The organism is Nocardia otitidiscaviarum NBRC 14405 (assembly GCF_000308635.1).
Taxonomy (GTDB): Bacteria; Actinomycetota; Actinomycetes; order Mycobacteriales; family Mycobacteriaceae; genus Nocardia; species Nocardia otitidiscaviarum.
Window position 1 is genome coordinate 98,854 of the sequence record NZ_BAGD01000074.1, and the last position, 12,320, is coordinate 111,173.

Here is a 12,320-nt window from a genome sequence, read left to right on the forward strand (position 1 = left end):
GGCGGTCGAAAGGAATTTCATGAGCAATCCGCTCGCCGCCCCGGACCCGTGGGATGTCGTGGCCGACGGCTACGACGAGGTGACCCCCGATATGATGCTGCCGTTCGCGGTACTGGCGCTGGCGCAGGCCGATCCGGCCGCCGACGCGCGCGTACTGGATGTCGCGGCCGGGCCCGGGACGTTGACGCTGCCCGCCGCCGCCCTGGTCGACCGGGTGGACGCGATCGACTTCTCGCCCGCCATGGTCGACCGCTTACGTGCGCACACCGCGGCGGCCGGATTCGACAATGTGGCGGCGCAGGTGGGCGACGGACAGCGACTGCCGTTCGCCGACAACGAGTTCGACGCCGCGTTCTCCATGTTCGGACTCATGTTCTTCCCGGATCGGCCCGCCGGATTCGCCGAACTGCACCGGGTGCTGATGCCGGGCGGCACCGCCGTGGTGTCGAGTTGGGCACCGGCCTCGGAATCCTCGCTCATGACGCTCATGTTCGACGTGTTGCGCGCCGGGAATCCGGATATGCCGCGGCCACAGCCGAATCCGGACAGCCTGGAGAATCCGGAGGTGTTCGACGCCGAACTGCGGGCGGCCGGGTTCACCGACGTGACCGTGCAGGCGCACACCATCTCGCTGTCCTACGAGAGCGCGGCGGTCATGTGGGACAAGTTCTCCCGTGGCAGCGCGCCCTTGCAGATCATGCGCCAGCGCGTCGACGCCGACGAGTGGGCGCGGCGGGACCGGCTCATGCTCGACCACCTCGCGGCGAACTACACTCCGCACCAGGCACTCACCACGACGGCCTGGCTGGGCTCCGGTCGCAAGTGATCGATGGCGCGGCCGGCCCGGAGAAACCGGCCGCGCCACCACTCATCCGGTCAGGTCCGCGCCGCGTCGCGGTGCCGGGGCCGCCTCCAGGACCGCCGCCTCGGCGTCGGTGAACACGCGTGACCGGATGATGAATCGGACCCCCTCGTGGGCCTCCAGCGAGAAACCGCCGTGGCGGCCCGGGACCACGTCCACGGTGAGATGGCTGTGCCGCCACCGCTCGAACTGGTCGGCGCTCATCCAGAACGGGGTGTCCGGGAAGACCCGCCCGAGCAGGACGTCGGCCGCGCCGACCCGGAACTCGCTCAGCGGACAACACAGCGGGGAACCGCTGTCGCGGGACATCCCCGACTGGTGGAACACCACCGGTCCGTGCCGGTCGATGAGGCCCTGCAGGACCTCGGCCGCGGCCTCGGTGATGCCCACCCGGGATACGGCACCGGTGCGCATCACAGGAACCCGACCCACGGTACGGCGCGCGACCGGTCGATCGGCCGGTCGGGCTCGGGCGTGATCGGGTCGGTCCTCGGCCCGTCGGTGCCGGGATGGGCGTTACTCATGACGCGCGACCTCCTCGCGATGTCTCCGGGTATTCGGGCTCACTATGAACCGGACGGGTTGGCGCTGGGTTGGCGTCACCGCTAACCCGTCAGCGCGGTATGCAAACGTGCGGTGACCAGGGCACGACGGCTGTCGCCGGGAGCCAGCAAACGGAGTGCGTGCTCGTGGACCTCGATATCGTCCGGGCGGTGCTCGCCGAAGAGCAGGGCGTGCTCGGGTCGGTTGCCCGACAGCACGGCGGTGCGCAGCACCACGTCGATGTATTCGCGCCACCGCACGATGCCCGGGGTCTCCGAATGCGGTAGCAGCGGACCCCGATACCGGCGCAGGGCGGTGGTGACGTCGCCCGACTCGATGGCGGCCAGCACCTCCGCGGCGTCGCAGCAGATCGGTCGGGTGAGCAGGTAGCGGCGATCGGCGATACCGCCGTCGATGGCGCGGCGCAGATGGGAGACGTCGGCCTTGAGCGTGGACGCGGCGACGGGCCGGTCGCCGTAGACGGCGTCGCGCAGGCGGTCCGGGGTGAATCCGTCCGGCTCCAGCGCCAGCAGGGTGAGGATTTCCAGCTGGCGCGGGCGCATCGGGATCGGTGTGCCCGCGCGCAGCAGGCGCGCCGTGCCCAGACATTCCAGGCGGATTGCCGGTCCGGTGCGCGGGGCGTCGAGGCGCAACCGGGATTCGATGGCGCACACCAGTGCGCGCACCGTGGACATGGCCAGCGGGTTGGCGCGATCCCAGTACGAGGACAGATCCAGCAGCCCGACCATGCGGCCGTCCGGGGCGTGGATGGGCGCGCAGTAGCAGACCCAGGCGTGCAGTGCCTCCACCAGGTGTTCGGCCGAGAACACGGTGGTCGGCCGGTCGTTGTGCAACGCCAGCGACACCGCGTTGGTGCCCATGTGCAACTCGTCCCACACCCCGCCCGGGGCGAAGTTCACCTGCTCGGCGCGCAGCCGGACCCGGCGTGCGCCCGAGGACCACAGCAGCACGCCGTCCGCGTCGGTGACCGCGGTGACGAATCCGGCGTCCTCGGCGATGCCGCGCAACTCGGCCGCCATCGCGAGGACGGGTTCGCGCAGCGGGGAACGGGACCAGCGCAGGCCCAGATCGTCGCGATCGGTGGCCGGGGCGACGGCCCGGGACAGGTCCACCGCCCCCAGCACTCGCTGCCAGGATTGCGCGACCTCGGTGCGTAGCAGTGCGTTTCGATCGATGGGCGCGCCGGAGGTGGTGGCCCACCGTGTCCAGACCCGCTCCAACGCGGCTCGCCGCTGCGTGAGAGTGTGCACCTTTGCCATGCGCCAACTCCTCGTTGATCCGCTGTGCGCACCCTCATCATGGTCCCCGGTCGCCGGACGTGAGCCGGATCGATGCGGCCGCGGCACGGATTGTCAGAGCCCGGAGCGCCGGCGATCCGCCCACGGCGCGGGCGGTCGAACGAAAACGACTGGTAGACAGGAGCGTATGGAGAAGCCATTCCGTTTCGGCGTCAATCTGACCACACCCGGCTCCCGGTCCGAATGGGTCACCAAGTGTCAGCGGGCCGAGGCGCTGGGCTACGACGTCATCAGCGTGCCCGACCATCTGGGACTGCCCGCGCCGTTCCCGGCGCTCGCGGTGGCCGCCGAGGTGACCGAGCGGGTGCGGCTGAACACCTTCGTGCTCAATACGCCCTTCTACAATCCCGTGCTGCTGGCCCGGGATGTGGCCGGGCTGGACGCGCTCAGCCGCGGCCGCTTCGAACTGGGTCTCGGCGCGGGTTACGTGCAGGCCGAGTTCGATGCCGCCGCACTGCCGTTCCCGACGGCCGGGCAGCGGGTGGACCAGCTGGAGCGGACGGTGACGACGCTGCGCGAGCTGCTCGCCGACCCCGAGTACCAGCCGCGCCCCGCCCAGGCCGGGGGTCCGCCGCTGCTCATCGCCGGATGGGGTGACCGCGTCCTCGCCCTCGCCGCACGGCATGCCCGGATCATCGGATTCGCGGGGGCTTCGCCCTCCACCAGCGGGCATCACCTCACCCTCGCCGACCCCGCCGCGTTCACCCGCAAACTCGAGCACGTCCGCGGGCTGCTCGGCCCGCGCCTGCCCGAGGTCGAGCTCAATCTGCTGGTCCAACGGGTCGCGACGCCGGCCGAACGCGACGCCCTCGCCGCGGGCGTCCAACCCCATATGCCGCCGGGCGACACCACCGTCGAGGAGCTGCCCACCCTGCTCGTCGGCACCCCCGAGCGGATCGCCGACACCCTGCGCGAACGTCGCGAGCGGTACGGCTTCTCCTATATCACCGTGCTGGAACCGAGTATGGAGAAGTTCGCACCGGTCATCGAACTGCTGCGATGAGTGCCGGTCGCCGGTGCTAGGGTCGGGCAGCGTGAGTGACGACGCCCTGGTCCGGGAGATCCGGACGCTGCACGACGACCTCGGCGACTGGCTCGGCACCGCCGCCGACGAGGCGGCGCGGGAGCGTTTCCTCACCCAGCAGCATCCCGACTTCTCGATGGTCACCCTGGACGGAGACGTCCTCGCCCGCGCGACCCTGACCGATCAGCTGCGCGGCGCGGGCGGCGCGGTGCCGGGACTGCGGATCGAGATCGACGATATCGAGATCCTGGTGCGCACGGCGGAGACCGCGGTGGTGCGGTTCCGGGAGCGGCACCACCGCGGCGGGACCGTCGCATCGCGGCTGACCACGGCGGTGCTGCTGACCGATCCGGCCGCCCGGAACGGGCTGCGCTGGCGCAGCGTGCACGAAACCGCCTGCGACGAGAAGTAATTCGGCCTCGGCGTAGTAGTTCGGCCTCGGCCTTTCGGCGAAGTACTCAGCTTCGGCGCACCGGCGACGTAACTCTGCCTCGGCGCACCGGCCAGGCCGGTCGTCACCGATCGCGCGTGATCTCCCAGGGAGCGCGGGCGTCCGGATCGGCGCGGTGCGCGTAGACCGCCAGGCGCACCCGGTTGTCACAGCCGGTCTTCGACATCAGGTTCGCCACATGGGTTTTGACGGTGGTCGCGCCGAGGTGCAGCCGTTCGGCGATCTCCTGATTGCTCCAGCCCTCGCCCACCAGGCGCAGCACCTCCCGTTCCCGGGGCGTCAGGTCGACGGTCGGGAGGTCGGGGGAGTCCGCGGACAGGGCGCGGTCGACCAGGCGCCGGAGCAGCGTGGGGGAGAAGAGCATATCGCCGTCGACGGTGCGGCGGACTGCGGCCAGCAGGTCGGCGGGGGCGGTGTCCTTCACCAGGTAGCCCGCGGCGCCGGCGGCCAGCGCCGGATAGAGGTGATCGTCATCGTCGAAGGTGGTCAGCACCAGGACGCGGACGCCCGGGTGGGCGCGGGTGATCTGCGCGGTCGCCCGCACCCCGTCCACACCCGGCATGCGCAGATCCATGAGAACCAGATCCGGGGCCAACCCCGCGCACAGCCGCACCGCCTCCGCACCGTCGGCCGCCTCACCCACCACCGTCAGGTCGGACGTGGATTCCAGCAGCATGCGCAGTCCGGCGCGGACCAGTCGCTGATCATCGGCCAGCAGTACCCGAATGCTCATCGCGGCACCGCCGCGGCGGCGATGGGCAGCAGCGCGGAAACCGTCCAGCCGGCACCGTCCGGACCGGCGGACAGCGTGCCGCCGGTGAGGGCCACCCGCTCCCGCATGCCGACAATGCCCTGACCGTCGCCGGAATCGCCGGTCGCGGCGCCTGTTCCCGCACTCCGTACGGTGACCGCCACCGCATCGCCGGAGCGCAGCACCGAGACCGACACCGGGGACGCGGCCGGGGCGTGCTTCATGACATTGGTCAGCGATTCCTGCACCAGTCGCAGCAGGGTCAGGCGGCCGATGGCGTCCAGGCCGGGCGGCACCGCGATCTCGGCGGTCACCGTGAAACCGGCCGCCCGCACCCGCTCCACCGCGGCGTCGAGTTCCGCGGCCACGGCCTCCGGCTCCACCAGCGCCACCTGCCCGAGCGCCGGATCGCGCAGAGCGACCAGCAGCCGCCGACTGTCGGCCAGTGCCGCCGCGGCCGTGTCGTGCACGTCGTCGAGCACCGCGCCGAGCCGGTCGTCGGCGCGCACCACATGCCGCGCCACTCCGATGCGCAGCACGATCGACGCCATGTGGTGAGCGATCACATCGTGCAGTTCCCGCGCCATGGCGCTGCGTTCGGCGGTGCGCGCGTGGTGTTCGGCCGCGGCGCGCCGAGTCTCCGCCTCGGCCGCCCGGGCCCGCAGCGATGCGGCGAGTTGACGCTGCCCGCGCAGATACAGACCCGACAGCAGCGGCAGGCCGATGTACGCCCCGGCGGCCACCGCGCTGGCCATGCGCCAGAACGGGGCGTGGTCGACCGCCAGCCCGACGATCACGGCCACCGACCAGCCGCCGACCGCGACGGCCGTCTCCAGCGCCCGGTCGGTGCGCCGCACCACATCGACCACGGCCAGCGCACCCAGGTAGGGCACCCAGCTGGACAGACCCCACGCGGTGCTGACGAACAGGGGAATCGCCAAGGCGGACAGGACGATCGAGGCCGTCAACGGCCATCGCTCACCCGCCGCGAACACCGCCGCCGCGGTCATGGCCAGCAGCCAGTAGTGCGGCGGCACCCGGAATTCGCCGGGGAAGGTGCTCGCCAGCAACAGCAGCGGCACCACCGCAAGCGGCAGCAGTCGCACGGCCGCGGACAGCCCCGGCCACTCGCGCACATCGATCACCCGTTCACGGTAGGCCAGACGCATGCGGCCTCCGCAACCGGTCAGCACCGCTGATAGCAGAGAAGCAATTTCGGCACAAGGCCCAGTCGGAGGAACTTCGCGACCATTTCCCGGACCGGACGGCGGATTCACGCGAACTCTCGGCAATCGATGCTGGGACGGTCGAAAGGGATTGCATTGCTCACCAGACGAGGATTCCTCGCCGGACTGGCCGCGACACCGTGGGTACTGAGCGCCTGCGGTGGCTCCGGGCCGTCACGGTCGAGCCGGGCCCTGCCCGTACCACCGCTGGCCGTCGCCGAAACCGTGGACGGCGTGCGCCGGTTCCGATTGGAAGCGCAGGCGGGCCGGTCCGAGATTCTGTCCGGGACATTCACGCCCACCTGGGGGTTCAACGGTCCGGTCCTGGGGCCGACCATTCGGGTGCGGCGCGGCGAGACCGTGGCGTTCACCGTACGCAACGGGCTGCCCGAGCCGACCACCGTGCACTGGCACGGCGCGCACGTGCCCGCCCGCTGCGATGGCGGGCCGCATCAGACGATCGCGCCCGGCGACACCTGGGAACCGTCGTGGACCGTCGACCAGCCCGCCGCCACGCTCTGGTACCACCCGCATCCGCACGGCGTCACCGAGAAGCACGTGCACCGCGGACTCGCGGGCATGTTCCTGGTGGACGACGACACCCCGGCGGCGCGCGCCCTGCCGCACGACTACGGCGTGGACGACATCCCGCTCATCATCCAAGACCGCAGATTCGCCGCCGACGGGACGTTCGACGAGCGCGACACCGGTGATGTCGGGCTGCTCGGCGACACCATCGTCACCAATGGCATCGTCGACGCGGAATTCACGGTGCGCACCCGGCGGGTGCGGCTGCGGGTGCTCAACGGCTCCTCGGGCCGGATCTACCATCTGGCCTTCGCCGACGATCGCGAATTCCACCTGGTCGGCACCGACGGCGGGCTGCTGCCCGCACCGGTGGCGCTGCGCCGCCTGCACCTGAGCCCGGGGGAGCGCGCCGAGATCGTGGTCGATTTCGCCGACGGCCGCGCCGCGCTGCTGCGGTCGGTACCGGTGACCGAGCGCGGCGACCTCACCGACGTGGCGCGCTTCGGATTCGAGGACTCCTTCGACATCCTGTGGCTGCGGCCCGTCGCCCGCCTGCTGCCCACGCCGCCGCTGCCCGCCGCACTGGTCCCCATGACCGCGCTGGTGCCGCCCGGCACACCCGCGGACCGGCAGTTCGACCTGCAGTGGTTCATGATCAACCGACAACGCATGGACATGAACCGCATCGATCTGACCGTGCCGCTGGACAGCACACAGGTGTGGACGGTGCGCAATGTCGACGACTGGCCGCACAACTTCCACATCCACGACACCCGATTCCAGGTGCTCGACATCGACGGCCGGACGCCGCCACCGGAACTGGCCGGCTGGAAGGACACCGTGTACACACGGCCCGGCTCGACCTACACCCTCGCCATGCGCTTCACCGACTACGCCGATCCGACGTATCCGTACATGTACCACTGCCACCTGCTCATGCACGAGGACCAGGGCATGATGGGCCAATTCCTGGTGCTGGCACCGGGACAGCGGCCCACACCGCCGCCCACCCCGGCGGGGTCCGGCGCGCACGGGCACTAGACGGGACGAAATGCCTTGCGGCGCAGTCATCGGCGCGGCCGTGTGCCGCGCGGCCCGCCCGCGTGCGTTTGACCCGCCGCCGACGAGGCATTACCTCACCAGAACAACCGGCTCGACGAGGAGGTTCTGGTGTCGGGTGAAGTCCTTACCGTGGTGATCGTGGCCGTCGTGCTCGTGGTCCTGGCGCTGGCGGTGCTGGCGCTGCGGCCGATGTGGCGCAGACGGCGGCTACGCGGCAAATTCGGTCCGGAGTACGACCGGACGGTTCAGGAGGCCGAGGACCGCAAGGCCGCCGAACGTGAACTGGCGCAGCGAGAACAACGGCACGCCGAATTGGAATTGCGGGACCTGAGCGATCAGGAGCAGCGCCGCTACGAGTTGGAATGGGCGCGCGTGCAGGAGCGGTTCATCGACGATCCACCGCAGGCGCTGGGCGCGGCCGACCGGCTCGTCGTCGCGCTCATGGCCGATCGCGGCTATCCGACCGAGGACTACCGGCAGCGGGTCGCCGACCTGTCGGTGGAACACGCACGGCCCCTGGACAACTACCGCACGGCACACGACATCGCCGACCGCGCCGCCGACGGACGCGCGTCCACCGAGGATATGCGCACCGCCATCGTGCACTACCGCGAACTGTTCCAGGACCTGCTCGTCGGGGCCGGGCACGGCACCGACACCGCGCACAACCAGTGAGGCAGCCATGAGAATCGGATCCGATCGCAACAAGAAGAATGAAGCGACCGCGCAGGAAACGCCCCCCGACGACGAGCGGCTCGTCGCGCACACCGGCACCGCCGAACCCGCCCCCGACCGGCAGCCCGTGGGCCACGCCGGGATGCCGGTGGACGATCGCGCCGCCTACGCCGCGGGGGAGGACCAGCGTGACACGGCGGGCGAACCCCGCGAACCACAGCACGCCGCCGACTCCGGCGCGCGGGTGGAAACCCAGGCCCCCGGGGACGATTCGAACTCCCGGGCCTCCGTGGACGATTCGGCGCAGCGCGCCCCGCTCCGGACCGAGAGCGCCGGGGAACCGTTGATCGCCGACGGTGAACTGGAGCGGCTACGCATCCGCTGGCGTGAGGTGCAGGGCATGTTCGTCGACGATCCGCGTGATGCGGTGCACCAGGCCGACGAATTGGTGGGCGGCACCATCCAGCGCCTGGCCGACGCCTACGCCGACCGCCGCAAGAACCTCGAAACCCGCTGGTCCCGAAACGATTCCGGGGATACCGAGGAGCTGCGTCAGGCGCTGCGCGGGTACCGCTCCTTCTTCGACCAGCTGCTCTCCAGCGGGCGCTAGGCGGGCGCGGCCACGAACATGTAGCCCTTCTCCTCGACGCGCCGCTGAATCCGCCAGCGGCCGTCGACCCGGACGAAGGTATCCAGATACCACAGTCCGCACAGCATCAACTGCTCGCGACCGTCCGCACCGGCCACCGTCATCGGGTTGTGGCACATGGTGCGGGCCGTCGCCACATCGCCGTCCACGATGATGGACGAATTGCTGATGAGATGCTGGAAGGCGAGAAAGTTCGGCATCACGTCGGCGAGGAACTTCTTCGTCGCCGCCAGATCACCGGCTGGCCCGCCCATGGCCGTGTAGTCGATGAAGGCGTCGGCGGTGAAGATCTCGTCGAGCCGATCCCAGTCCCGGGTGTCCACGGCGTGCGAGTAGTGGACCATGAGGTCCTGGATTTCCAGTCGGTCCGAAATCTCCTGAATGGACAGCATGGCGGCCATGCTGCCACCACCCGCGCGGGGGAGTAGCGCGATTCGGAAGGAGGATTTGCATGACTGCCGTCCGGCATCGCCGCGTGAGCGTGGACGGGATCGACACCTTCTACCGTGAGGCCGGGCCCGAGGACGGTCCGGTGCTCCTGCTGCCGCACGGATACCCCGCGTCGTCGTTCGCGTTCCGTGCTCTCATGCCTGCACTGGACGACCGATGGCGGACCGTCGCGCCGGACTTCCCCGGTTTCGGCTACAGCGAGGCCCCGGCGGAATTCTCCTACACCTTCGACGGGTACAGCGCGTTCCTGCACCACTTCATCGACACACTGGAGCTGGCGGAGTACGCGATCTACCTGCACGACTACGGCTCGCAGTTCGGATTGCGGCTGGCCATGGCCGCACCGGAACGCGTGCGCGGCCTCATCATTCAGAACGGCGATATCTACGAAGACCAGCACGGCCCGAAATACGCACCGCTGAAGCGGTTCTGGAACAACCCGTCCGAGGCGGGCATCGACGCGCTGGCCGCGGCCGTCAGCGAGGAAGGTTTCCGCGACGAGTTCCGCGGCGAACTTCCCGACCCTCTCGCCGACCGCGTGAGCCCCGATCTGTGGAAGCTGGCGTGGGCGGTGACGAACACGCCGCAGCGGCGGGCGCACCTGGTACACCTCCTCGCCGAACAGCGTCACACCGTCCCGTGGTTCCCACGCCAACAGACCTACCTGCGCGAGCACCGACCGCCGACCCTCATCGCGTGGGGACGCCACGACGGCTATATGCCTGAAGGGGCGGCCCACGCGTACCACCGCGACCATCCTGATGCCGAACTGCATATTCTCGACGGCGGCCACTGGCTGCTGGAAACCCATCTGGTCGAGGTGGTTGCGCTGGTGCGGGAGTTTCTGGCCCGGATCATGCCCTGACGCCTGAGGTCAGGCACTCACCTGCACTTGTACGTGCCGTGGTCGGCGTCCTGCCTGCCCCACGTGACGCGGTCGCGGCCACAGGGGGTTCCGGTAGTAACCGCCAAAAATCTACGGATATGGCGTAGCTGCTGGTCAGCGGCGGCGTTCGGCTCCCGGGCCCAGGATCGAGGTCAGCTCGCGCATCGCCTGTGGGGACGGTTTGAAGTAGCGGCGCAGGTTCTCGGCCTTGCGGTGGCGGGACTTGGCCATCAGTTCGAGCAGGCTGGCCCCGGATTCTCCGAGGTGGGTCAGGCCGGAGTGGCGCAGTTCGTGCAGGTCCCAGCCGGTCCCGGGGCCGTCGACGGCGGTGGCGGCGTCGAGGAGGTCGCGGGCCTGGTCGTAGGAGAGCCGGGCAAGGCCGGTGGGGCAGACGTCGCGGTCGGCGAGGTACTTGCCGGGCCCCGGTCGGCGGTGGGTCACGAACACCGGCCCGCGGGTGCGGTCGCGGATGAGCCGCGGTAGCAGGCGGGCGGTGCCCGCGTCCCAGTACACATTTCGAGGACGTGTTCGTAGTGGGCGGCGCCGCGCCGGCGGGTGCGGGGTTTGGCGCCCTTGGACTTCACCGCCGCGATGCGGCCCGCGAGGTCGAGGTCTTCGATGTTGAGCCCGAGCAGCTCCTCGGTGCGGGCGCAGGTCTCGTACAGCATCCGCCACAGCGTCTTCTCCCGCAGGTGGACATCGCGGCGGCCGATGAGCCGGTCGATCGCGGTGCGGGAACGGACCGGGGTGTCGGAGTCCGGCGGCGTCGAACGCGCGGCCGAGGTCGGCACTCGCGGTGCGGCCCAGCCCTGCTCGGCACAACAGCTCAGCCATTTGCCGACTGCGGCGCGGCGCGCGTTCCAGGTGTTCACCGCGGCGTCGCCCCAGAGGGTTTCCAGCGCGGCGCCGACTTCGGTGTCGGTGACCGAGTCCAAGGCGCGGCCGTGCCCGATGAGTCCGTCGGGTCCGCGGCCGTCGAGCTGGTCGACGGTCTTGACGATGGCGATGCCGTAGGCGCGGCGGGTGTCTCTCGGGGCCCGCGCCATGAGCAATGCCGTCCTGCCTACCGGTGCCTCCACCCGGCCGGGTGGAGGCACCTTCGTCGTTCCCGGGTAGCGCAGAGTCCGCCGCGATCATGGAATATCGTGCCGGTCATGACCACGGATGACTGGTTGGCCGACACCCGAACCTCTTATGACACGGTCGCGGTCAGCTATGCCGACCAAGTGCGCGGCGCCCTCGCCGGACACCAGTACCTCCGCGCGGCTCTGGCGTTGTTCGCCGACAGCGTGCGGACCGCTGGCGGCGGACCGGTCGCGGACGTCGGCTGCGGCCCCGGTGAAGTCACCGCCCACCTGCATGAGCTCGGTGTCGACGCCTTCGGTATCGACCTCTCCCCGGCGATGATCGACGTGGCCCGGCGCGACCACCCCGGCCTGCGGTTCGAGGTGGGCTCGATGACGGAACTGGACCTGCCCGTCGCTTCGGTGGCCGGCCTGCTCGCCTGGCAGTCGTTGATCCACATCCCCGACGACGAGGTGCCGACTGTATTCGGGCGCTTCCACCGCGCGTTGCGTCCCGGCGGACCGTTGCAACTCCTGTTTCACGTCGGCGACGAGTCGCTGTTGAAGACGGAGGGCTACGGCGGTCACCCGATGAAGGTCCATGTCCACCGCCGTCAGCCGGACCAGGTGGCATCCTGGCTGCACGATGCCGGATTCGTGGTCGAGGCCCAGATGCTGCTCGACCCGGATGCGAAAGCTCAGCAAGCGATTCTTTTCGCACGCAGTAAGTCCTAACTTCTGCGTATATCGGGCTCGCCACTGGCCGGGTGTGGCGGGTGATCAGCTGGCACTCCGGACGCCAGTGGGCGGGCAGCACCCGCCGACAAGCT

The 12,320-nt window shown here is 70.2% G+C and carries 15 protein-coding genes; 8 read left to right on the forward strand and 7 right to left on the reverse strand.

What is annotated here, in order from left to right:
- Positions 1–19 precede the first annotated feature (19 nt).
- Complete coding sequence (locus ON31_RS15245; protein WP_039814304.1) at positions 20–826, forward strand: class I SAM-dependent methyltransferase; 807 nt, start codon at positions 20–22, stop codon at positions 824–826.
- A gap of 42 nt (positions 827–868) precedes the next feature.
- Here ON31_RS15245 and ON31_RS15250 read toward each other — a convergent pair whose 3' ends face one another.
- Both ON31_RS15250 and ON31_RS15255 read right to left on the reverse strand, forming a co-directional pair.
- The gene (locus ON31_RS15250; protein WP_039814392.1) at positions 869–1,276 is read right to left on the reverse strand and encodes a DUF779 domain-containing protein; all 408 of its coding nucleotides are present in this window, start codon (positions 1,274–1,276) and stop codon (positions 869–871) included.
- A gap of 191 nt (positions 1,277–1,467) precedes the next feature.
- Positions 1,468–2,685, reverse strand: coding sequence for a helix-turn-helix domain-containing protein (locus ON31_RS15255; protein WP_039814305.1), 1,218 nt, complete (start codon positions 2,683–2,685; stop codon positions 1,468–1,470).
- Positions 2,686–2,851: 166 nt separating this feature from the next.
- Here ON31_RS15255 and ON31_RS15260 point away from each other — a divergent pair, with 166 nt between their 5' ends.
- Both ON31_RS15260 and ON31_RS15265 read left to right on the forward strand, forming a co-directional pair.
- A complete protein-coding gene (locus ON31_RS15260) occupies positions 2,852–3,727 on the forward strand; it encodes an LLM class F420-dependent oxidoreductase (protein ID WP_039814308.1) in 876 nt (291 codons plus the stop codon).
- A 31-nt stretch (positions 3,728–3,758) separates the two neighbouring features.
- Positions 3,759–4,160, forward strand: coding sequence for a DUF4440 domain-containing protein (locus ON31_RS15265; RefSeq protein WP_039814309.1), 402 nt, complete (start codon positions 3,759–3,761; stop codon positions 4,158–4,160).
- A 103-nt stretch (positions 4,161–4,263) separates the two neighbouring features.
- Here the strand turns inward: ON31_RS15265 and ON31_RS15270 are convergent, their stop codons facing one another.
- Together ON31_RS15270 and ON31_RS15275 are read right to left on the reverse strand one after the other, a co-directional pair.
- Entirely contained in the window at positions 4,264–4,932 is a 669-nt protein-coding gene (locus tag ON31_RS15270) for a response regulator transcription factor (RefSeq protein WP_051037287.1), read from the reverse strand.
- Positions 4,929–6,119, reverse strand: a complete 1,191-nt coding sequence (locus ON31_RS15275; protein WP_081592467.1) for a sensor histidine kinase — start codon at positions 6,117–6,119, stop codon at positions 4,929–4,931. The genes ON31_RS15270 and ON31_RS15275 overlap by 4 nt, the downstream gene beginning before the upstream one ends.
- Positions 6,120–6,245: 126 nt before the next feature.
- On the opposite strand from ON31_RS15275, the gene ON31_RS15280 reads away from it, so the two are divergent.
- The 3 genes from ON31_RS15280 (at position 6,246) to ON31_RS15290 (ending at position 9,051) form a co-directional block, all read left to right on the forward strand.
- Positions 6,246–7,745 (forward strand): multicopper oxidase family protein, encoded by a 1,500-nt coding sequence (locus tag ON31_RS15280; protein WP_039814311.1) that lies wholly within the window; start codon positions 6,246–6,248, stop codon positions 7,743–7,745.
- Positions 7,746–7,874: 129 nt separating this feature from the next.
- A complete protein-coding gene (locus tag ON31_RS15285) occupies positions 7,875–8,441 on the forward strand; it encodes a hypothetical protein (RefSeq protein ID WP_039814313.1) in 567 nt (188 codons plus the stop codon).
- Positions 8,442–8,448: 7 nt separating this feature from the next.
- Positions 8,449–9,051: a hypothetical protein gene (locus tag ON31_RS15290; protein ID WP_051037289.1), complete on the forward strand. Its 603-nt coding sequence runs from the start codon at positions 8,449–8,451 to the stop codon at positions 9,049–9,051.
- On the opposite strand, the gene ON31_RS15295 is transcribed toward ON31_RS15290, so the two are convergent.
- Positions 9,048–9,482 carry a nuclear transport factor 2 family protein gene (locus tag ON31_RS15295; RefSeq protein WP_039814398.1) on the reverse strand — a complete coding sequence of 145 codons (435 nt, stop codon included), beginning with the start codon at positions 9,480–9,482 and terminating at the stop codon, positions 9,048–9,050. The genes ON31_RS15290 and ON31_RS15295 overlap by 4 nt on opposite strands.
- Before the next feature lie 59 nt (positions 9,483–9,541).
- On the opposite strand from ON31_RS15295, the gene ON31_RS15300 reads away from it, so the two are divergent.
- Complete coding sequence (locus ON31_RS15300; RefSeq protein ID WP_039814315.1) at positions 9,542–10,405, forward strand: alpha/beta fold hydrolase; 864 nt, start codon at positions 9,542–9,544, stop codon at positions 10,403–10,405.
- 135 nt (positions 10,406–10,540) lie between these two features.
- On the opposite strand, the gene ON31_RS37935 is transcribed toward ON31_RS15300, so the two are convergent.
- Positions 10,541–10,873: a site-specific integrase gene (locus ON31_RS37935; protein WP_255222116.1), complete on the reverse strand. Its 333-nt coding sequence runs from the start codon at positions 10,871–10,873 to the stop codon at positions 10,541–10,543.
- Positions 10,864–11,472 (reverse strand): site-specific integrase, encoded by a 609-nt coding sequence (locus tag ON31_RS15305; protein ID WP_255222117.1) that lies wholly within the window; start codon positions 11,470–11,472, stop codon positions 10,864–10,866. Before ON31_RS15305 ends, ON31_RS37935 begins: the two co-directional genes overlap by 10 nt.
- 108 nt (positions 11,473–11,580) lie before the next feature.
- On the opposite strand from ON31_RS15305, the gene ON31_RS15310 reads away from it, so the two are divergent.
- Positions 11,581–12,225: a class I SAM-dependent DNA methyltransferase gene (locus tag ON31_RS15310; protein WP_039814317.1), complete on the forward strand. Its 645-nt coding sequence runs from the start codon at positions 11,581–11,583 to the stop codon at positions 12,223–12,225.
- The last annotated feature ends 95 nt before the right edge of the window (positions 12,226–12,320 follow it).

What these genes read in the sequence shown, in the direction of transcription:
- ON31_RS15270 (WP_051037287.1), bottom strand. Translation starts at nt 4,932, where the DNA reads ATGAGCATTCGGGTACTGCTGGCCGATGATCAGCGACTGGTCCGCGCC.
- ON31_RS15250 (WP_039814392.1), bottom strand. Translation starts at nt 1,276, where the DNA reads ATGCGCACCGGTGCCGTATCCCGGGTGGGCATCACCGAGGCCGCGGCC.
- ON31_RS15260 (WP_039814308.1), top strand. Translation starts at nt 2,852, where the DNA reads ATGGAGAAGCCATTCCGTTTCGGCGTCAATCTGACCACACCCGGCTCC.
- ON31_RS15275 (WP_081592467.1), bottom strand. Translation starts at nt 6,119, where the DNA reads ATGCGTCTGGCCTACCGTGAACGGGTGATCGATGTGCGCGAGTGGCCG.
- ON31_RS15290 (WP_051037289.1), top strand. Translation starts at nt 8,449, where the DNA reads ATGAGAATCGGATCCGATCGCAACAAGAAGAATGAAGCGACCGCGCAG.
- ON31_RS15300 (WP_039814315.1), top strand. Translation starts at nt 9,542, where the DNA reads ATGACTGCCGTCCGGCATCGCCGCGTGAGCGTGGACGGGATCGACACC.
- ON31_RS15280 (WP_039814311.1), top strand. Translation starts at nt 6,246, where the DNA reads ATGCTGGGACGGTCGAAAGGGATTGCATTGCTCACCAGACGAGGATTC.
- ON31_RS15295 (WP_039814398.1), bottom strand. Translation starts at nt 9,482, where the DNA reads ATGCTGTCCATTCAGGAGATTTCGGACCGACTGGAAATCCAGGACCTC.
- ON31_RS15245 (WP_039814304.1), top strand. Translation starts at nt 20, where the DNA reads ATGAGCAATCCGCTCGCCGCCCCGGACCCGTGGGATGTCGTGGCCGAC.
- ON31_RS15305 (WP_255222117.1), bottom strand. Translation starts at nt 11,472, where the DNA reads ATGGCGCGGGCCCCGAGAGACACCCGCCGCGCCTACGGCATCGCCATC.
- ON31_RS15255 (WP_039814305.1), bottom strand. Translation starts at nt 2,685, where the DNA reads ATGGCAAAGGTGCACACTCTCACGCAGCGGCGAGCCGCGTTGGAGCGG.
- ON31_RS15310 (WP_039814317.1), top strand. Translation starts at nt 11,581, where the DNA reads ATGACCACGGATGACTGGTTGGCCGACACCCGAACCTCTTATGACACG.